The 20,234-nt window shown below is 45.6% G+C and carries 20 protein-coding genes and 1 tRNA gene; 17 read left to right on the forward strand and 4 right to left on the reverse strand.

All coding sequences use genetic code 11. The features are described 5' to 3' along the window. Window positions 1–41: 41 nt before the first annotated feature. The 3 genes from ICN34_RS06200 to ICN34_RS06210 all read right to left on the reverse strand — a co-directional run bounded on the left by ICN34_RS06200 (window position 42) and on the right by ICN34_RS06210 (window position 6,992). Complete coding sequence (locus ICN34_RS06200; protein WP_255538585.1) at window positions 42–995, reverse strand: transglutaminase family protein; 954 nt, start codon at window positions 993–995, stop codon at window positions 42–44. Continuing rightward, complete coding sequence (locus ICN34_RS06205; protein WP_370623979.1) at window positions 973–3,525, reverse strand: circularly permuted type 2 ATP-grasp protein; 2,553 nt, start codon at window positions 3,523–3,525, stop codon at window positions 973–975. The genes ICN34_RS06200 and ICN34_RS06205 overlap by 23 nt, the downstream gene beginning before the upstream one ends. Before the next feature lie 71 nt (window positions 3,526–3,596). After that, window positions 3,597–6,992, reverse strand: a complete 3,396-nt coding sequence (locus ICN34_RS06210) for a DUF2126 domain-containing protein (RefSeq protein ID WP_216121437.1) — start codon at window positions 6,990–6,992, stop codon at window positions 3,597–3,599. 173 nt (window positions 6,993–7,165) lie between these two features. On the opposite strand from ICN34_RS06210, the gene ICN34_RS06215 reads away from it, so the two are divergent. From ICN34_RS06215 to ICN34_RS06260, 10 genes are all read left to right on the forward strand, one after another. Further along, window positions 7,166–7,825, forward strand: a complete 660-nt coding sequence (locus ICN34_RS06215) for a glutathione S-transferase family protein (RefSeq protein WP_216121439.1) — start codon at window positions 7,166–7,168, stop codon at window positions 7,823–7,825. A gap of 2 nt (window positions 7,826–7,827) precedes the next feature. Then, the gene (locus ICN34_RS06220) at window positions 7,828–8,265 is read left to right on the forward strand and encodes a cupin domain-containing protein (protein WP_072583493.1); all 438 of its coding nucleotides are present in this window, start codon (window positions 7,828–7,830) and stop codon (window positions 8,263–8,265) included. Further along, the gene (locus tag ICN34_RS06225) at window positions 8,256–8,594 is read left to right on the forward strand and encodes a hypothetical protein (protein WP_072583494.1); all 339 of its coding nucleotides are present in this window, start codon (window positions 8,256–8,258) and stop codon (window positions 8,592–8,594) included. Before ICN34_RS06220 ends, ICN34_RS06225 begins: the two co-directional genes overlap by 10 nt. Next, window positions 8,591–9,808, forward strand: coding sequence for a polyhydroxyalkanoate depolymerase (locus ICN34_RS06230; RefSeq protein ID WP_216121441.1), 1,218 nt, complete (start codon window positions 8,591–8,593; stop codon window positions 9,806–9,808). Before ICN34_RS06225 ends, ICN34_RS06230 begins: the two co-directional genes overlap by 4 nt. A 12-nt stretch (window positions 9,809–9,820) precedes the next feature. Beyond that, window positions 9,821–10,036: a hypothetical protein gene (locus tag ICN34_RS06235; RefSeq protein ID WP_216121443.1), complete on the forward strand. Its 216-nt coding sequence runs from the start codon at window positions 9,821–9,823 to the stop codon at window positions 10,034–10,036. A 40-nt stretch (window positions 10,037–10,076) separates the two neighbouring features. Continuing rightward, window positions 10,077–10,865: a methylmalonyl-CoA decarboxylase gene (scpB, locus tag ICN34_RS06240; protein ID WP_216121445.1), complete on the forward strand. Its 789-nt coding sequence runs from the start codon at window positions 10,077–10,079 to the stop codon at window positions 10,863–10,865. Between the two features lie 59 nt (window positions 10,866–10,924). Further along, window positions 10,925–11,827 carry a pseudouridine synthase gene (locus ICN34_RS06245; protein ID WP_216121447.1) on the forward strand — a complete coding sequence of 301 codons (903 nt, stop codon included), beginning with the start codon at window positions 10,925–10,927 and terminating at the stop codon, window positions 11,825–11,827. 98 nt (window positions 11,828–11,925) lie between these two features. After that, window positions 11,926–12,243: a hypothetical protein gene (locus tag ICN34_RS06250; RefSeq protein WP_216121449.1), complete on the forward strand. Its 318-nt coding sequence runs from the start codon at window positions 11,926–11,928 to the stop codon at window positions 12,241–12,243. Then, window positions 12,240–12,791: a diguanylate cyclase domain-containing protein gene (locus ICN34_RS06255; RefSeq protein WP_216121451.1), complete on the forward strand. Its 552-nt coding sequence runs from the start codon at window positions 12,240–12,242 to the stop codon at window positions 12,789–12,791. Before ICN34_RS06250 ends, ICN34_RS06255 begins: the two co-directional genes overlap by 4 nt. A gap of 50 nt (window positions 12,792–12,841) precedes the next feature. Then, window positions 12,842–13,078, forward strand: coding sequence for a diguanylate cyclase domain-containing protein (locus ICN34_RS06260; protein ID WP_255538586.1), 237 nt, complete (start codon window positions 12,842–12,844; stop codon window positions 13,076–13,078). 26 nt (window positions 13,079–13,104) lie between these two features. Here the strand turns inward: ICN34_RS06260 and ICN34_RS06265 are convergent, their stop codons facing one another. Further along, window positions 13,105–14,745, reverse strand: a complete 1,641-nt coding sequence (locus tag ICN34_RS06265; protein ID WP_216121456.1) for an FMN-binding glutamate synthase family protein — start codon at window positions 14,743–14,745, stop codon at window positions 13,105–13,107. A gap of 162 nt (window positions 14,746–14,907) precedes the next feature. On the opposite strand from ICN34_RS06265, the gene ICN34_RS06270 reads away from it, so the two are divergent. The 7 genes from ICN34_RS06270 to ICN34_RS06300 all read left to right on the forward strand — a co-directional run. Next, window positions 14,908–15,291, forward strand: coding sequence for a translational machinery protein (locus tag ICN34_RS06270; RefSeq protein ID WP_216121458.1), 384 nt, complete (start codon window positions 14,908–14,910; stop codon window positions 15,289–15,291). Window positions 15,292–15,316: 25 nt separating this feature from the next. After that, on the forward strand, window positions 15,317–15,577 hold the full coding sequence (locus tag ICN34_RS06275) for a hypothetical protein (RefSeq protein WP_216121460.1): 261 nt from the start codon (window positions 15,317–15,319) through the stop codon (window positions 15,575–15,577). A gap of 89 nt (window positions 15,578–15,666) precedes the next feature. Continuing rightward, window positions 15,667–16,749, forward strand: a complete 1,083-nt coding sequence (dusA, locus tag ICN34_RS06280; RefSeq protein ID WP_216121462.1) for a tRNA dihydrouridine(20/20a) synthase DusA — start codon at window positions 15,667–15,669, stop codon at window positions 16,747–16,749. A 67-nt stretch (window positions 16,750–16,816) separates the two neighbouring features. After that, window positions 16,817–16,892: transfer RNA gene (locus ICN34_RS06285), tRNA-His, on the forward strand. 512 nt (window positions 16,893–17,404) lie between these two features. Beyond that, on the forward strand, window positions 17,405–17,641 hold the full coding sequence (locus tag ICN34_RS06290; RefSeq protein WP_216121464.1) for a hypothetical protein: 237 nt from the start codon (window positions 17,405–17,407) through the stop codon (window positions 17,639–17,641). Window positions 17,642–17,915: 274 nt separating this feature from the next. Further along, window positions 17,916–19,679 carry an autotransporter outer membrane beta-barrel domain-containing protein gene (locus ICN34_RS06295; protein WP_216121466.1) on the forward strand — a complete coding sequence of 588 codons (1,764 nt, stop codon included), beginning with the start codon at window positions 17,916–17,918 and terminating at the stop codon, window positions 19,677–19,679. A gap of 175 nt (window positions 19,680–19,854) precedes the next feature. Further along, window positions 19,855–20,234: transposase (locus ICN34_RS06300; RefSeq protein WP_216121488.1), on the forward strand; the 380-nt coding region annotated here is incomplete at its 3' end.

A 20,234-nucleotide genomic window follows, 5' to 3' on the forward strand; every position in this document is an offset into this window, starting at 1 on the left:
TTTTTTGTATGGGCGCAGAAGCCTGAAGGTTCTATCGATCCTTAGGGATTGATAGGCATTACCGTTACAGCTACATCAAGCGTATGGTCTGCTCCGCCATGAATGACGCCACGGATAGGGGAGACGTCGGAGTAATCTCTTCCCTGGGCCAAGTGAACATAATCTTCCCCAGGAGTTCCGTAGCCCCAGCGATTATTAGTTGGGTCTAGATCACACCAAATGCCCTTACCTAAAATACCGTTTTCATTCATGCTGGGAACATAAACTGAGACCCAAGCATGTGAAGCATCGCCGCCAATCAGTCTTGCTTGACCAGGCGCAGGATTCGTCAGAATATAGCCGCTCATATATTTTGCTGGAATGCCGATACTGCGGAGCGACGCAATCAAAATATGTGCAAAGTCCTGGCAAACACCTTCACGCTTATTTAGCGCCTCTAGTGCAGGGGTGTTGATATCGGTACTTTTACTAACGTAATGGAATTCGCTATAGATACGCTTCATCAAATCAATTGCTGCATCTAGTATCGGTCTACCAACCGTGAAATTAGCCCTCGCAAATTCTGCGAACTCTGGTCTCAAAGTAATGAATGGAGATGTAAATAGAAATTCTGAGGCAGCATCCCATTGAGTATTGGAGTGATAGCGGAAGTATTCGCGTACCAGCTCCCAGGGTGCAGTTTCCTGGGGCTTAGGGCCATATTCAGTAGCTGTAGTCTCGATCAGCGACTTGGCTGTGATGAGTAATTCACTGTGCCTATTCTGCAAAGAAAAGAAGGTACAAACATTTCCATGGCTATCTATGTTCTCTTCGCTCCAAGAAGGCCTTGGGCTCACCTGAACTTCGGAATTTAGTACTCGTTGCGTCTCTAGATCTGCTGGTTTAAGGTGAGCAAAATGCTGCGCAATCTCAACATCAGGATCATAAGCGTAACGGGTATCGTGGGTAATTTCTAGCAACATAATTGGCGCATTACATTTGGATACTGTATTCATTAGAGTGAATCAGATTGAAATAGCGTGCGCTAATTGCATCTGAAACATTCCAGGCAGATTGCGAGCAATTGCTCAAACAATTTCTCAGGTTAGAGAGATTGCCGAACCCATCGGCAGTCGACAAGGTGTATAAGTCGTAATCTAGGAGATTAATGACACTACGAGTTAACTCATCCGGGTTATTTCGCTCGGTGCCCGCAAGTTTAGAGAGTCTGGCGCGGAGCGCTTTGCTAACCCAGGCCAGGGAGCGTGGGTTTTCATCATCCATCACCAGTAAGCTAATTAAAGGGGCTATCTCACGGCTTTGTTGGTGCTGCGCATGGAAAGTGATCGTGCTATCAAATAAATTGAGTAGCGCGGTATAACCTGAGCTGTCTGCATTTGGATTATTAAGTAAGCCAGAAACGATAGCTGAATCTAATGCGTTTGTCAGAAAGGCGAGTCTCTCGATATGCCTTCCAATAGAAAGTAGTTGCCAGCCATCATCACGTGTCATACGGTCAGTTTGAGCGCCAGTGATCGCCGCTAAGCAACTACTTGCACCATTTAAAGCTTCGATAGCGAGCGAGGCAGAAAAATCATTAAAGGTATTGGCTTTATGGCAATCAGCTTGAAATTGCTCAATGCAATGATTGATAGTGCTCCATTGCTCCGGGGAGAGTCGTTCTCTTACATTAGAAGCCGTGCGTTTCATGGCATTCAGGTTATAGCCCACGCTGGTGACGCTGTCGCTGGCATTGAGAGAGCTAATTAAAGTGCGCTCAAAAATTCGGTGACGCATATCACTCTGGTCAAAAGTACTTGGTACACCTTCAGGCACAAGTCCGTAGTAGTGACATAGGTTTTCCAGCCAAGACCACAATGCACGGGAAGGGGTGTATTCGCTGTTAATATTTTCAAGATAAAGCTTAGCCAAGCGCAGAATATTTTCACTGCGCTCGGTATAGCGCCCAAACCAATAGAGATTCTCAGCGGCGCGACTGGTCACTAAGCGCTTACGCATCATTTTTTCAGGGGCTTGAATCGGATGCTGTAAATGTTGTCCTTGCTCTTGTGAGGGCTGCGGGCTTTGAACCCATACGTCAGCACTACTGCCGCCTCGTTGCATAGAAGCAATACCTGAATCAGTACTTGCAATACGGGCAAGTCCACCAGGCAATACTTGCCAGCTATTAGAACCATCACTCAGGGCAAAGACTCGCAACATATATGAGTGGGGCTCAATCAAAGACGCATCATTGAGGTTAAAGGCATTTAACCAGGTTGGCATTTGTGCCAAGGGAATGTAGGTTTGCACAGTGTGCTCATCAGGCTGTCTGGTAATACGCCCAACCCATTCATCTAACTGAGCCTGATTTAGATCGCAGCCTAAAGCGGATTCGTAACTTTGATGACCTGTGCCATTCGGAAAGGTCGGCTTAATGGCGCTATGCCCTAAATTCGGAATGGCAGCCTCAAGTGCAGCGCGTTCACCACACCACCAGGTATCCATTGCTGGAAGCTGCACTTTTTCATTTAAAAGTCTCTCGCTAATCGACGGCAAGAATCCCAGTAGAGCGGGGGATTCTAGGAAAGCTGAGCCAGGAGCATTTGCCAGTACAACATTACCAGCGCGTATCACTTGCAATAGACCGGGGACGCCTAGAGCGGAATCAGAGCGCAGTTCTAATGGATCTAAAAACTCATCATCCAAACGCTTAAGCAAAATATGTACAGGCTCTAAACCGCGTACCGTTTTCAAAAACAAATGTTGGTCGCGTACGGTTAAGTCACCACCCTCAACCAAAGTTAGGCCGAGATAACGAGCGAGATAGGCGTGCTCAAAGTAGGTCTCGTTATAAGGTCCCGGGGTAAGGAGGGCAATATGGGCATTAGCACCTGCCGGACTTTCAAGCTTTAATGCATCAATTAAGTCTCTATAGGCATTGGCTAGTGGGGCAATCTGCATGAGCTCATATGCTTTGGGAAATTGCCTTGCAATCAGATTGCGATTTTCCAAAAGATACCCAAGACCAGAAGGTGCTTGGGTACGTTGCGACAGAACTGACCATGATCCATCAGGCGCTCTGGCTAAATCAAAAGCCATGATATGAAGATATTTTCTATTCTTAAGATCGACACCATGCATGGAACGCAAGTAACCAGGATGCCCGTGAATTAATGCTGGAGGAATCCATCCTTCTTTCAACAAATTTTGCGGCCCATACACATCCGCCATGATTGCTTCAAGTAAACGCGCTCGCTGCAAAACTCCAGACTGAATTTTTTGCCAAGAATCAGGGCTAATGAGGAGCGGAAATAAATCTACTGACCAAGGGCGCTGCGGACCAAACTCATCGGCATAGACGTTATATGTAATGCCGTTATCCCGAATCTGCCTGTTGAGCTCTTGGGTGCGTTGATCAAGATCGCTTAACCCAGAGGGGCCAAGGGATTCAAAAAAAGTTTGCCATTCGGGCAGTAGCGCCCCCGATTCCCCTCGTAACTCATCAAAGTGCCCCTCTTTGGGCGTGGGTGATAGGCGGTTGATATCCTCCAACAGCGAAGGGTTGCTGGCGTCTTTCAAAGAATGGGTCTGAGCGTTATCCACAAACTATTGTCTCACCGCCGCATATCCAGCGTAAATGGAAATTCCTTACTAGCCGGGAGGTCAATGTTCGCCAGAGCCCCTTCAACAGTTCCAGGGGTATGACCCATCCTAAAGAAGCGGGAAAGGCGGCGACTCTCTGCCTCATAGGCATTGATAGGGAAGTTGTCGTAGTTTCGGCCACCAGGGTGGGCAACGTGATATTGGCAACCTCCCACAGAGCGTTTATTCCAGGTATCAATCACATCAAAAATCAATGGAACATGAATACCAATACTCGGGTGCAGACTGGATGGAGGATTCCAGGCCTTATAACGAACGCCTGCTACATACTCTCCCGCAACACCTGTTGGTTGGAGTGGCAAAGGCTCGCCATTGCAGGTGATGGTGTAGCGACTTTGATTTAAGCCGGTAACACGTAATTCTATTCTCTCTAGTGAGGAGTCAACATAGCGTGCGGTACCTCCTGCAGCATTTTCCTCGCCCATAACATGCCATGGTTCAAGTGCATTGCGTAAGGTAATTTCTGTTCCCATCGTTTGCACTTGTCCAATGAGGGGGAAGCGGAACTCGAGGTGAGGTGCAAACCACTCCGGCTTAAAGTCGTAACCATGCCTTTGCATCTCTTGAATGACATCATCAAAGTCCATTTTGATAAATGTTGGCAAGAGACAGCGGTCATGGAGTTCAGTTCCCCAGCGCGTCATTGGTGCCTCATAAGGCTTATCCCAGAAACGAGCTATCAAGGCGCGAATGAGTAATTGCTGAACAATGCTCATATGCGCATGTGGAGGCATCTCAAAAGCACGTAATTCTAGTAGGCCTAAGCGACCCGTTTGACTATCTGGTGAATACATCTTATCAATACAGAACTCGCTGCGATGCGTATTACCGGTGACGTCAATCAGGATATTGCGTAGAGTTCTATCGACCAGCCACGGCGGCATGCTTTTGCCAAACTTCTTGCGATTCTCATGAATTTCTTTCAATGCGATTTCTAATTCGTAGATTTGGTCATTGCGTGCTTCATCCACGCGAGGTGCTTGACTGGTTGGTCCAATAAACATACCACTAAAGAGATAGCTCAAGCTCGGATGGTTGTGCCAATACAAAATCAGGCTGGCCAAGAGCTCAGGTTTACGTAAGAACGGACTATCAATCGGTGTTGCGCCACCCATCACAAAGTGATTGCCACCACCTGTGCCGGTATGACGGCCATCTGCCATAAATTTCTCAGCAGAAAGACGAGATTCAAAAGCAGCTTGATATAAGAATTCCGTATGCTCAACTAGCTCGCCCCAGTTATGGGCTGGATGAATATTGACTTCAATAACGCCTGGATCTGGTGTCACCTGTAACAACTTCAAGCGTGGGTCGCGTGGTGGGGTGTATCCCTCCAGCACAATTTGAAACTGCAGCTCTTCAGCAGTAGCTTCTACCGCCTCCAGTAAATTGAGATAGTCTTCAAGACGGGCGAGTGGGGGCATAAAGACATACAGCACGCCTGACTTACCACCATGCTCATTCTCAGCCTTGGGTCCATTGGAGCGCATTGGATCACGCGCTTCTACGCACATCGCTGTTCTGGTAACCCATGCGGCTGATTCTTGACGTTTTGGATGTCTTACTTCTTGCGACTGACTCCAAATCGTTTTGCCAGACGCTGTAAATTCTTTACGAGTTGGTTGTTGTTGGTGAACAATTGACGCTTGACTATTTAATGGCGGTCTAGGAGCAAATGGATCTTGCTCAATGAGATAGGGGTAGTCTGCTTTACTCACCCAGGGTAGGGACTCCAGGGGGAGTCGATAGCCCATTGGCGAGTCGCCTGGTAGCAGATATAGGCGATCATCACGATATTCCCAAGGACCCGTCTTCCAAGCGGTATCTAGGTAATTCTTTCCTTCATTCGCTTCGATAGGGAGGACATAGCCCACCACGGAATCTAATTTCTGCGTGAAGACCCGCTTTAAACGAGTGCGCTCCATCTCATCGTCTAGGTTTGATTTGAAGGGATCAACGTTGACTGGTAGCTTAGATTCCCGCCAGAGGTAATAAAAAACATCCTCATAAGCGGGTTCGATAAATTTATCCGCTAAACCTAATTTTTTGGAAAGTGTGTAGACAAATTTTTCAGCATCTTTACTGGTGTAGTTAGTAGGGTGACGTTCATCGGCGAAGAGTTTGGGATTTTTCCAAATAGGTTGTCCATCAGCCCTCCAGTAGATTGACAAAGCCCAGCGAGGGAGTTGTTCTCCTGGATACCATTTGCCTTGACCAAAATGAAGGAAGCCACCATCGCCATATTCTTTGCGAAGTTTTTCTACTAAATCGGTTGCGTAACCCCGCTTCGTTGGTCCTAATGCATCTACATTCCATTCACGTTCATCGCGACCATTAACGGATACAAAAGTAGGCTCACCACCCATGGTCAAGCGAACGTCGCCTGCAACCAATTGCTTATCAACTTGATGGCCCAGATCGACAATCGCTTGCCACTGTTCTTCGGTATATGGTTTGGTTACTCGGGGCGCTTCATAAATGCGAGTGACTTCCATGGAGTGAGCAAATTGCACTTCACATTCGTCAACACCACCTTCAATCGGGGCTGCACCTGAAGGTTCAGGTGTGCAGGCAACAGGGATATGCCCCTCACCAGCAAATAGGCCGGAAGTCGGGTCTAAGCCAATCCATCCCGCGCCTGGCAAATACACCTCGCACCAGGCGTGCAAGTCAGTGAAATCTACCTCTGTTCCACTCGGTCCATCAAGTGCTTTGACATCTGGCTTGAGCTGAATGAGATAGCCCGAAACAAAGCGAGACGCGAGTCCGCAAAGGCGCAAGAGATTCACCATTAACCAAGCAGAATCACGACAAGAACCACTGCGAAGTTTTAAAGTCTCATCTGGAGTCTGTACTCCAGGCTCCATTCGAATGGTGTAGCTAATATCCTTGTGAACTTTTTGATTGAGCGCAACTAAAAAATCGATCGTGCGCATCTTGCTGCGATCAACCGTTTTGAAATATCTGTTGATGCCGTCATTGCGCTTTTTACCTAGGTAGGGGCGCAACTCTTTCTTCAGATCTTGGCTGTAGGTAAAGGGGTAGTCTTCTGCATCTGGTTCTAGAAAGAAATCAAATGGGTTGTATACGGCCATTTCCGTAACAAGATCGACCGTTACTTTAAAGTGCGTCGTAGGCTCAGGAAAAACCAAACGAGCTTGATAGTTTGAAAATGGATCCTGTTGCCAGTTAATGAAATGATCTTCAGGCTCAATCTTGAGAGAGTAAGAAAGAATATGACTCCGGCAGTGAGGTGCCGGTCGCAAACGAATTACCTGCGGCCCCAGTTTGACTGGGCGGTCATATATATATTCGGTGACGTGGTGTAGGGCGGCGTGTATAGACATGACTCAAAGTCTATAAGTTCACCACAAGGGTGCATTATTGCGGCGCACAAGATGGGTGCGTAAAAGCCAAGCATGCCCGGATTTGGGTAAAACCCGTCAAAAACAGGGCATTTAGCAAGCCATCTCTATTTCAGGGGGAATAAGTTGTAGTTGTACCTTATTTGAAAGCTCTTATGCCTAAGCAGACTACCTTGACGATTAGTAGCAAAAATTACTCTTCATGGTCATTGCGCGGTTGGCTGATGCTCAAGCTTTCTGGCCTCCCTTTCCAGGAAGTGCAGGTTCATCCGGATGATGTGGATAACCGGGCAGAACTCTTACTCTTGTCACCATCCATCCTGGTTCCTCGTTTAGATCATGACGGCTGCAAAGTATGGGATACCATGGCTATTGGCGAGTATCTTAATGAATTAAATCCTAAAGCCCATTTGTTATCCAAGGATCCGGTAGCAAGGGCGCATTGTCGGTCTATCTGTGGCGAGATGCATTCCGGCTTCTCTGCCTTGCGCGCTTCTTTGCCTATGAATGTCAAAGCAAAGTTTGAGTCATTCAAGGTTTGGTCAAAAGCGCAAATTGATATTAATCGCGTTCTAGTTATCTGGCAGGACTGCTTAACAACATACGGTGGGCCTTTCTTATTTGGCCAGGAGCCCACATTAGCTGACGCCATGTTTGCGCCAGTGGTCACAAGATTCTTGACATATCACATAGAGCTGGACAAGGCGAGCAGGGATTACTGCACGCACATCATGGCGATGCCTGAGATGAAGGAATGGGTGATGGGCGCCCTCGAAGAACCCGATGACATTGAAGAACTTGAAGTGGAGTTTTAAAAATGAACGCACCCGTAAACTTTAAAAGTGATACCGAGTTTTCTCATGTAAAACCCGCTGATACTCAGTTTTTACCAGGCGGCCTAAGAGATTTTTTTCTCTATAAAGATTTGGGTGTCGCTAAGGCCACTAAGGGCAAGGTTATTGCTCATCTCGTGAAGGCCAATAAGCCACCAGAGAATGGTACTGGTTGGCACTATCACGTAGCAGAGTTCCAAATTGTCATTATGACTAAAGGTTGGGCCAAGTTTATGTATGAAGATAAGGTCACCTTAGTTGAGGCGGGCGATGTTGTTCATCAAATGCCGGGCATCACCCATTTCCTCTTTGACTATTCGCCCGATATGGAATATCTCGAGATAGTGGGCCCTGCGGACTTTGGAACCATCCCAGTTTCTGTTGCTCCAGCCGAGGTGCCAGGGGTAACCCCATGGAAGTAGTCAAAAACAATGTGCTGGCATCAGACTTTGCGGTCTTGTTTCAGCGGATTATGACGATTGCTGAGGAGCTCGATGGTATGAAGAGTTACTACCGCGAGCTTTATCAAAAGATAGAGGCTGGCGAAGTTGCCTCAGAGGACGAAGAGTTGCCAGACCTTCTCAAAACTTTTAATGTTGCTGGTTTCGTGAATTTATCCATCGTGGCAGCACGTGCAGCACAAACCGCAGCCATTATTGCCAATGATGTGTCTTTGAGTAGGGTATTTGACCCAGCACTCAAAACTACAGAACGAGCATTGCGTCATATAGAAAGCGGTGCCCATAGATGATGTACAAAGCTTATCAAACCTTTGCTAATTTGCATAATCCGGTTCGGATGTTTGCAAAAGCGTCAGAGCGCGTCTCTACTAATTGGTTTGGAAACTTTTCTCTTAACCCTATGCAGCGATTAGCTGCGCACTACGAGCAAATTTCTTTGCTTGGGTTTACGCACACAAGACCTGATTTTAAAATTCAATCTGTCATAGATTCATTTGGGGTGGAGCAGCCTGTTACAGAGGAATTAATTTACTCAACGCATTTTTGTAACTTGATTCGATTTTCAAAGCCCAACATTTCTGGTCAACCGAAAATCCTCTTAGTCGCTCCAATGTCAGGACACTTTGCTACTTTGTTAGCGGGAACCATTAAGACACTTCTAACTGATCATGAAGTTTATGTAACTGATTGGTTGAACATTCGTGACATTCCATTGAGCTGTGGTGACTTTGACTTTGATGCTTATGTCGAGCATATCATTAACTTCTTGCAGGTGATCGGACCGCAAACCCACCTGATGGCGGTATGTCAGCCAACAGTAGCCTGCTTAGCAGCCACAGCCATCATGTCTGAAGACAAGAGTCCCTATGTCCCGGCAAGCTTGACCTTGATGGCTGGGCCGATTGATGTCAGTCAAAGTCCAACAAAGGTCAATGAATTAGCTACCAGCAAACCCATGTCTTGGTTTGAAGAAAAGCTCATCGGGGTTATTCCAAATCAATTCAATGGCACTGGACGGAAAGTCTATCCAGGTTTCTTGCAGCTTATGGCATTTATGAGTATGAATCCTGATCGCCATGCAGAATCCTTCAGAAAGCTATATGAGTATCGCGTTAATGGTGAGGATGAGAAGGCGGATGTGATTCATGATTTTTATGAAGAATATTTTGCAATTATGGATTTGTCGGGGCCTTTCTATTTAGAAACCATTAAAAAAGTATTTATGGATCGCGATCTAGCTAATGGAACTTTGACATACCAAGGCAGGCTAGTGAATCCAAAGCTGATTAAGAAAACCTTTTTGCTCACCGTTGAAGGTGAGCGAGACGATATCTGTGGCATTGGACAAACTTTAGCGGCGCAAGATCTCTGTTCTGGCCTGCCTGGATACAGGAAGTCACATCACTTACAAGCGGGCGTCGGCCATTACGGGGTATTCAATGGGAAGCGCTGGGAAAGCCAGATTTATCCAGTAGTTCGCAACCACATTCAGTCAGCACTTTAATCAGGAGGAAATATGGTCGTCTATATCACTCGAAATATCATTGCCAGAATGCGTCGCAATGATGGTACGGATAATGGCTGCAAACCTCTCAATCCTGGAAAGTATGAGGCCAACAAGACCAATGATGGGGCGCTGGAAATTCTTCAGGATGCTGGGGAGCCGGTCTATCTTTTACCCTTTATCTGGTGGGAGAAGATGGAGCTAGGTGATATTTTGATTGCGGCTTAATACGCAGACAACCAAAAATAATAAATAAAGAGGCAGCGCATTGAACTATCAATACATCAAAACAGAGCAGGCTGATTTAATCGCCACAATTCGGTTTAATCACTACGAAAAGCGTAATGCATTAAGTGAGCGCTTGATAGAAGAGATGCATCATGCTTTAGAAGAGTTTGGTAAGCAAGATGTGCGGGTCTTGGTGCTGAGATCAGATCAAAAGAATAAAGTTTGGTCTGCAGGCCATGATGTGATGGAATTGCCTAGATCAGAGCGGGATCCTTTGCCCGCTGATGACCCAGTTATGGTCTTGCTTCAATCCATCAGAGCCTTTAGGGCGCCGGTGATAGCCATGGTAGATGGGTCAGTATGGGGCGCTTCGACTGATTTAATCATGAGTTGCGATATTGCCATTGGTGACCATGACTCCACCTTTGCAATTACACCGGCCAAGTTAGGGCTCCCCTATACCGCGAGCGGAATTCTGCATTTCATGTCACGCATGCCCTTGAACGTTGTTAAAGAAATGTTCCTGACTGCCGATCCTATAGGCGCTGATCGTGCCTTGCAGATTGGCATCCTGAATCATCTCTACGTCTCCGGTGAATTAGAGCTAAAAACTTACCAAATGGCTCGAACCATTGCTTCGCGTTCACCCCAGGCTAACTCTGTGCTCAAAGCCCAAGCGCAAATGCTCTCTGATGCTGCAGTCATGAATCCCGCCGTATTTGAGCACTTGCAATCCTTGCGCAAGAATGTGTATATGGGAAGTGACTACCGAGAGGGCATTACCGCCTTCCTAGAAAAGCGCGACCCAGTATTTGGTCAGGCTAAATAAAGCGACGCCAATAACGCTCAGGGAAAAGCATAAAATAGGGCTCCTATCTATGGGGCGCTATGAGCACACAAGTTAATTCAGAAGGAGTTTCAGCATCGCGGGTGTATTTGCCTGCAGATCAATCTCATCTGAATTTGCTGGCATTTTTTGTTGCTCAGTTTCCGCACATTAGCGAAGTAGAGTGGATCGATCGCTTTCATGAAGGGCTTGTTCTCGACCAAGAAGGCCATGCCCTTAATGCAAGTGACGCCTATATGCCCAATACTCACTTGCTGTACTTCAGGCGACTAGCTCGCGAGCCAGAGATCCCATTTGAAGAGCAGATCCTCTATCAAGATGAACATATTCTGGTTGCAGATAAACCCCATTTCTTGCCTGTAACGCCAAGCGGACTTTACTTACATCAAACTTTATTAAATCGACTTAAGAAAAAAACAGGCATCCAAACACTCAGCCCGATACATCGAATTGATCGTGATACTGCAGGGCTAGTTATCTTTTCAGTTAACCCAAGTGAAAGAGCTCAATACCAAAATTTATTCAGGGATAGGGCAGTCAAAAAGGTGTATGAAGCAATAGCACCGTATTCTGAAGAATTAGAAAAACAGCTTCCAATCACTTATCAAAGCCGCATTCAAGAATCGGAACATTTTCTGCAAATGCAAGAAATTGAAGGTGAGCCAAACTCAGATACCTTGATTGAGCTCATAGCAACAAACAAGCCATGGGCTAAGTATCGACTTACCCCGGGTAGCGGCAAAAAGCATCAACTGCGTTGCCATCTCAATTCCCTCAATATCCCCATGAAGCATGATCAGATCTACCCCATACTTACGCCTTACCAAGAATATGATTTGGACTTTTCAAAGCCATTACAACTGCTTGCCAAAGAGATAGGGTTTATTGATCCCATTGATGGGTCAAAAAGAGTCTTTAATAGCCCTCAAGTACTAGGGCTTTAGTTCTACCCAGTTCTCTTTTATAGGGTAGGAGCAAGGTCTGCACTAAAAATAGGCATAAAACCTAGCACGATATTAGCTCTTAAGCTAACATATTACTAATGACGTCTAAACCTCGTTACCGCTGGCTATTAAATCGATTGAGGCACCAGCCAGCCGGTCTGGAGGAGTGCAGCCCCGACCTCATTGTGGAATATGTAAAAGCAACCGGTGCAAAAGTCTTTTATCGTTCCAATGAATATCCACGCTGCCCACAATTAAGTCGTGACTTTAGTAAGCTCGTCAAACATAAATTGGTAGCGCGTAAAAGATCGTTTCTATATGACCTCAATGGATTTATGGTGTCTCCAAGATCGACCTATGTTTATCGATTAACGCCTGTGGCTGCAAATTCACTCACTTGGGTTGATCGGGAATGATGCAAGTGAACAACGTCGAAAGTCTGTTCGGGGTCAAGCCAAAAATTGCCGTGCTGCTTGGATTTGGTTTGCTGCTATTGATTGTAATGATCGATGTCTTATCGCCCGATGATTACCGATTGGTTTTGCTCTATTTATTTCCTGCGGCAATCATTGCATTAAATGCAAAGTCAATGAAGGTGGTGATCGCAGCTCTGATTATCGCTACCTTATTTGAAAATTATTTTCTCTTTGGGGATGGTTATTTCCCTTTCTACTTTACGACGATAGAGATTTTAAATATTTTGATTCGTTTTCTGGCAACCCTATTAATTATGTGGCTTGCCAGGTCGCTCAGACGTAGTCAACTGCGCGTAAATCTTCTAGCGAATACCGATTCATTGACGGGTTTATGGAATAGGCGCTGGGCTCGCATCATGATAGAGCAGGCGATTGCAAGGCTAGAAGAGGCCCAGGAAGTATTTTCTGTCGCGCTGATTGACGTAAACGACTTCAAAAAAATTAATGATGTTCGAGGACATTTGGTGGGTGATCAAGCTCTGACATAGATCGCACACACCTTGATGAAATTTACAGTTGAGAATGTTATGTTTTCCGCTTGGGTGGCGATGAGTTTTTGATTGTTGCATCAAGGGTAAATGAGCAGCAAATGCATCAGATATGTGGCGATATTGTTAAAACAGTTGATCAGACGATGAGTGACTCCGGATACCCAGTTAGCTTAAGTATTGGCATGGCTACATATAGCGATACAGCCAGATCCGTCTCAGAAATCCTGCATGAAGTAGATCTAGAGATGTATCGCCATAAAACTGAAGGTAAAAAGCCTCAATAAAACCCTTCTGTAGGAATGCTGTAGACCTAGGCTTTCAGGGCAGAAAAGCTTTGTGCTTGGGAGCGATGCCAATACAGCTCAAATACTCTTGGTAGGTTCAACCCTGGATCTATGTGTTCAGCGTTGAGTAGCAGGCCAGCAGGCATCTCAGGCAGCAGGAAAGAGAGAAGTCGAACTTCATGTTTGCTAATACGCCTGATGATATGGGGGGCATCAATTTCACCGGGATGATGTAATCCAGCGGCCTCCACCAGCTCCTTCAAAGTCTTCAGGGTTTCATTGTGAAAGTTGTATACGCGCTCAGCTTTATTCGGCACTACCAATGCTTTCTGGCGCAATGGATTCTGTGTAGTGACGCCAGTAGGGCAATTGCCCGTATTGCAAACCTGCGCCTGAATACAGCCAATGGAGAACATAAAGCCACGCGCACTATTACACCAATCGGCACCTAAAGCAAAAGCTACAGCCATATCAAAGGCGCTAATGATCTTTCCGGCACAACCAATTTTGATTTGATTTCTTAGGTTTACACCCACAAGGGTGTTATGAACCAGGCGCAGGCCTTCTTGTAGTGGTGTGCCCACGTGATTAGTAAATTCCACTGGCGATGCACCTGTCCCGCCTTCAGAGCCATCCACTACGATGAAGTCCGGATGAATGCCAGTCTCTAGCATGGCTTTGACAATGCCAAACCATTCCCATGGATGGCCAACGCAGAACTTAAAGCCAACTGGCTTACCTCCAGAGAGGTCGCGTAATTTCTTCACAAAGTGAATGAGTTCAAGTGGCGTAGAGAAGGCGCTATGTGATGCGGGGGAGATGCAGGCTTCCCCTTCCTTGACGCCACGTGCTGCAGCTATTTCAGCCGTCACCTTAGAGCCCGGCAAGATGCCGCCATGACCAGGCTTGGCGCCTTGGCTCAATTTGATCTCGATCATCTTGACCTGAGGATCTAAAGCATTCTCCTCATACTTTTTCTCATTAAAGCTACCATCAGTATTGCGGCAGCCAAAGTAACCAGAGCCAATTTCCCAAATGAGATCACCACCATGTACGCGATGGTATTGGGAGATCGAGCCTTCACCAGTGTCATGAGCAAAGCCACCCTTTTTAGCTCCAAGATTTAAAGCCAAAATAGCGTTAGCACTAAGGGACCCAAAGCTCATGGCTGAGATATTAAAGATGCTGGCTGAATATTTTTGTTTGCAATCTTTGCCACCAATCTCGACCCGGAAATCATGGCTGGGCAAACGGGTAGGGGCTAATGATTGATTAATCCATTGGTAGCCAGGAGCCATCACATCCAGCGTGGTACCAAAGGGAATTTGATCCGGTACAGCTTTAGCGCGTGAATAGACTAATGTGCGCTGCTCTTTTGAAAAAGGGGTTTCATCATTGTCGCCCTCGATAAAGTACTGGCGAATTTCAGGTCGAATGAATTCAAGCATGAAACGCAAATGACCAATAACGGGGTAGTTGCGAAGAATGGCTACTTTAGTTTGTGAGACGTCATACATGCCCACGAATGATAAAAAGCCAAATAGTAGGAAGAAATTCCAAGCCTGTGGGTGTAGTTGTAAAGAGGCAAAACTCACAACAGCCCCCAAGATACAAAGGCTAAATGGAATATATCGAATAGGTATGTATTTATTGGGGGACATGGCCATAATGAGCTTAAATGTGAATGGTCTGAGTATACGAATTTAATACAAATGCAAACAATTTGACTTAAATCAACCCCAAAAGCCCTTTAGTAATGATTTTCCAGTAATTACCAAGCATTGCAGGAGTATTCTGAAAGGGTAGTTAATACTAATCATAGGAAGAATATGTCATTAAATCATGCGGTAATTTGGATTGACCATAAAGAAGCTCACGTCATGTTCTTGAGCGCAGAGGCTAGCGAAGCTGAAGTGATTCGCAGTAAAACTACTCATGCGCATTTGCACCATAAGGCAAATGAAGTGGGTAGTGGCAAACTAGCTTTAGATTCCAAATATTTGCATTCAGTTATTAATGCCGTGAATGAATCCAAAGAAATTTTGATTCTTGGTCCAGGTTCTGCAAAATTAGAGCTCATCAAACACGCGCACAAACATGATGCCAATATTGCAGAAAAGATTGTTGGCGTAGAAACGGTTGATCATCCTACTGATAAAGAAATTCTTGCCTATGCACGCAAGTTTTTCTATAAAGTGGATCAAATGCTATAAATAAAGACTTCATAGGACGACACAAATGACTAAAGAATTAAACAAAGAAGCTTTAGGGCCAGATGGCCTCCCAGGGCATGATTATTTTCTGGATGCGGTCAATCATATTGATGAAGCTGTGGCAAACAATACGATTGCCGCGGGCGCTGCTAAAGGTTTAGTTTTTAGCCTTGTAGAAACCTTGGGCGCTATGGTTGGTGACCCCGATCTACCGAATCATCTGAAGTCCGGTTACATGGGTGCCTTAGATCTTGCGGTTGAGTTAGAGGCGAAGCTATCTAAATAAGCTAGCCATCAAGTGCATCTTCAGTAAGGGCAGCTTCGGTTGCCCTTATGCATTTAAAATGGCGGTCAATCGCCATTTAATCGAAGTTCATGACCAATACTCCAAAGAAACGCTTAGCAGTCGCCCCCATGATGGAGTGGACGGACCGCCATTGCCGTTCGTTTCATCGCACGCTCACTAAAGAGGCTGTTCTTTATACAGAGATGGTCACTTCTGGTGCGCTCATGCATGGGGATGTGCCACGTCATTTAGATTATTCACAAGAGCAACATCCTGTTGTTTTGCAATTAGGCGGCTCAGAGCCCGGCGACTTAGCAAGTTCTGCCGAACTAGCTCAACAGTGGGGTTACGATGAAATCGATCTCAATTGCGGTTGCCCCTCAGAGCGCGTGCAACGTGGTGCCTTTGGCGCCTGCTTAATGGCTGAGCCTAATTTAGTTGCAGACTGTGTGCGCTCTATGAGGGGAGCGGTTGATATTCCGATCTCCGTAAAGCATCGTCTGGGCTTGGACTCGATGGATGCCGCAAATTCTGAAGCTGATTACCAATTTGCGCTGAACTTTATTCTTGCTGTTGCCGATGCTGGTGCCAGTCAGGTAACCATTCATGCACGTAATGCAGTGCTTAAAGGTTTATCGCCAAAAGAGAATCGCAGCAAACCACCGTTGCGTTATGAAGTAGCTGCAAAGCTCAGAGTAGATGCGCAGAAGCAATTTCCGAATCTCAAAGTATTGCTTAATGGTGGTTTGGAAACTAATGAACAAATTGCTGGCCACTGGGATGACTTTGATGGTTTCATGGTGGGAAGGGCTGCATATCATTTCCCGGCGCTACTTTTAGGCTGGGATGACATGATTAATACGGATGGTGACGCAGCTGGCTACCTATTTAGCGAAACCGAGTGGCATCGCATTCAAGTTGCCTTAGTCAAGCAAGTTCAAGCTTGGTTTGATGAGTGCCAAGCCAAAGGCAAGCCTTTTTATATCGGTGCATTCACAAGACATATCCTCGGCTTAGCTCATGGCAGGGCAGGATCGCGGTATTGGCGTCAGCGTCTCTCAGATCATCACGCTTTGGCCAAAGTTCAGAGCAAAGCCGCCATCTTGGACTTCTTTATCGATGCGAGCCTATGCCTTGGGGATTGGGCAGCTTTTGAGTTCGAAAGTGCCTAATAGCGGGCCTTAAAAGGGTGTTTTTGACAGTATTTTGAGCAAAAAGCTATAATCTAGGTCTTCAGTGGCGGACGTAGCTCAGTTGGTAGAGTCCCAGATTGTGATTCTGGTTGTCGCGGGTTCGAGCCCCGTCGTTCGCCCCATATAGAATAAGGACTTCCTGTCCGATTCTTTCAAAATCAACAGCTTTTAGTGTGAAATTTGGGAATTTCTTGTCGTTTCTTGCGCCTAAATCACCGTTTCTTGATCCCTCAAATTGTTGAGAGCATCTTCCCGCAAAGCCTTGATCTATATAGGTTAATGGTTTTAAGATCCCCAAAAACTACCGCAGGCCCATCTGTCTTTTTGATGTTCTATATAGAATGTTCATCTGGTTGTCGCGGGTTTAGGCCTAGTCATTTAATCTATATGGAATATAGCTCTGCTGTCTACTGCCGTGTTTTATGAGAGTGAAAAAAATTCCCAAATTGGGAACAACTCTTCTAAAGAGACTCTATTTACCGCCGTTAATCTGTTATAAATTTAAGTGGATACTGCAGAGGTAATAGGGTTTAAGTGGCTGTTATTAGATGATCTGCGGACACTCAAAATAGAGTATTTTTAAGCACTCGAGAAGCAGAGAACGGCCATTAACGGGCATAGGTAGGGGATCGAAATGCCTAAACGCATACGAGAATGGTGGTTTAAGAACGAGCTCGGCAAAGTTTGTTTTTGTGTCAAATACGGTAGTCGTCCGCTAGAGCTTGCTAAAGGCAAACATAGCGTGGAAGTGGGAAATCCCGCTGAGCTAGTTAAAGCGCTTGAGTTGGTCAAAAGCGCAGTTGAGGCTGGAGAGCTTGATGCTCAAATCGAGTTGGCTAGTGGTGCGGTGAGAAAAGGCTTTGGTCGGTAAGAGATTGATGTATTTGTTGTTTTTATGACGACAGACAGGTGGGAGTTTCATTTAAAATACTTTCCACTCTTCAAACTAAATTGAGTCTCCAATGAAATCCATTTTTTCTGTAAATCACATCAAGTCGCTAATTCTCGTTGCGAGCTCAACTTTTATATTAAGCGGATTATTTTCTGCGAACGCCTTTGCGGGAGTTTGCCCTCGAAACACTTCCTTAGACCTTAACTCAAGCGCTAGTTGTACGGATTACATTTTAAATAGCGCTCTAACTACCGTGACTATACAAAATGCTGGAGTCATTGGGGCGAGCGTCAATGGTTATGCGATTAACTCCTCGACACCTGGAACAACAATTAGCACCTTAACAAATACTGGAACTATTGGAGGGGGCGGAGCTTATGATGCGATTTATGCTGGTGGAACAATTGGAGTCCTAACTAATTCCGGGTCAATTGTTGGCGTTGGTGCTTATGGAATAGAAAATTACGGAAGAATTGATTCAATTTTAAATTCGGGGTTAATTTCCGGCGGCTCTGGTGCTGATGGTATCTACTTGGGTAGTCCAGGCTCTATAGGGACAATCACCAACTCTGGAAGTATTTTAGGTGGCAATGTGGGGATCAAATTCTATGCCAACATTGACGCCATAACTAATACTGGCACTATTTCTGGAAATAATTACGGAATTTATAATGGCGGTGCTGTTCTTGCTATCCTTAACAACGGTCAAGGCGGAACAGCAACACATACCTCTAACGGAAACGCACTTACTTATTACGGCGCCTCACCCCAGAACTACAACATCATTATCAATTCCACTTCGCATTATGGGCAGTTAATTAATTACAGCTCAAGTGGTTCGATGGCTTTTGGTATTTCTGCTTTATCAACTAAAGGCTCCGGTGTTTTAGGTAACTACAGCACAGTACTTAATGGCATAACTTCAGCCAATTTGGGTTACGGAAGCGCTACAACCAGCGGGACACAAACATCGAATGGCTATACCTATACGCTTAATGAGACGGCTTCAGGCAGTAACATTTGGGATTTGTCATTACTCTCAGCTCCACCATTGCCGGTAACGGGCCCATCTACAGTCAATACTCAGGCTTCTTTAACGAATACAGTTCAGCCATTACAAGGCACTGTCACAGTTCTAAACACCACCTTAGCAAACAGCTTCTCATACGACTGTACAGAGTTTGGCGCCAATAATATTTGTGTCTCTGCTGGTGGTCGCAATACTGCTGTTTCAGCTGCTAATGGCTTAAATAACACGAGCGCACTGTTGATTGCTGCTTATCGCCCACATCCGAACTATCGCATTGGTGCTTACGCAGATCAGAACTTATCAGTAAACAACGCAGGCTCCACAGTTAATCTTGGTAATAACACTCCACTCGTTGGTTTGTTTGGTGCTTGGAACCAAAGGCTGGGCGGCACTGGTGCTGAAGTGAAGGTATCTGCTGCTTATGGTCAAAAGAACGCTACAGTCACACGCTCAGTTGTTGGTACGGGTGCAACGGCTTCAGAGGCTGGTAATGGTAGTGCTCCGATTAATAGCCAAGGTGCACAAGTAACGGCTAAGTATGGTTTTGGCATTGTTGAGAATGTCATCGTCTCACCATATGTTGGTGTTCGTTATACACAAAACAATATGAATGGTTACACCGAAGCTGCTAGCTCAACAGTCACAGCACCATTGACATATTCAGCACTCAACACAAACGCTACTACGGCATTAGCTGGCGTAGGCGCTCAATACAAGTTTATCCCGCAAGCCACCGCTTTTGCTAGTGTTGGCGTTGAAACAGATACCAATACAAGTAATGGCACTTACTCAGCTACTGGCATTACAGGGCTTACTCCGATTAACTTCAATGCTAATCCTGTTAAGACTCGTCCAACAGCAATGCTTGGCGCATCTTACGATGTTGAGAAGAATCAGCGCTTAGGCATTACTGGTATCTATCGTCAAGAACCATATCAAGCGGTTCAAACAACCACGGTGATGGCGACTTATACAGTGGGTTTCTAATCAAACTGATTTAGTTGTAGATGAGAAACCCGCCTAGTGCGGGTTTTTTGTTGTTCCGAAGGTCTCAAATGGGTCGAGGCTGTGTAAAAACCCCCAATAATCCCCCTGTTTTTGTAAACACCTAAGCACCCTCAAACGTTAATTAAGTATCACTAATTAACGGGTGTTCATGAAGATGAAACGATTCATTACTGGCCAAGATCGAACCCAAAGTACGCTGTTACCAGAGTTACTTGATGAGTACATCACCGAAGAAAATCCCGTGCGCGTCATTGATCTGTTTGTCGATCAATTAGATTTAAAGAGTTTGGGTTTTGAAGGAGTAGTTCCTGCTGATACTGGTAGGCCGTCCTATCATCCTGCAGTGCTGTTGAAATTGTATGTCTATGGATACCTTAACCGTATTGCATCGACTCGTCGCCTTGAAACTGAAGCGCTACGTAATGTTGAACTCATGTGGCTCATTACCCGCTTAGCTCCTGACTTTAAAACCATTGCGAACTTCCGTAAAGAAAACGGCAAAGCCATCCGTAAAGTCTGCGCCCAGTTTATTGA

Origin of the sequence: Polynucleobacter sp. Tro8-14-1 (genome assembly GCF_018881655.1) — a bacterium.
Classification (GTDB): Bacteria; Pseudomonadota; Gammaproteobacteria; order Burkholderiales; family Burkholderiaceae; genus Polynucleobacter.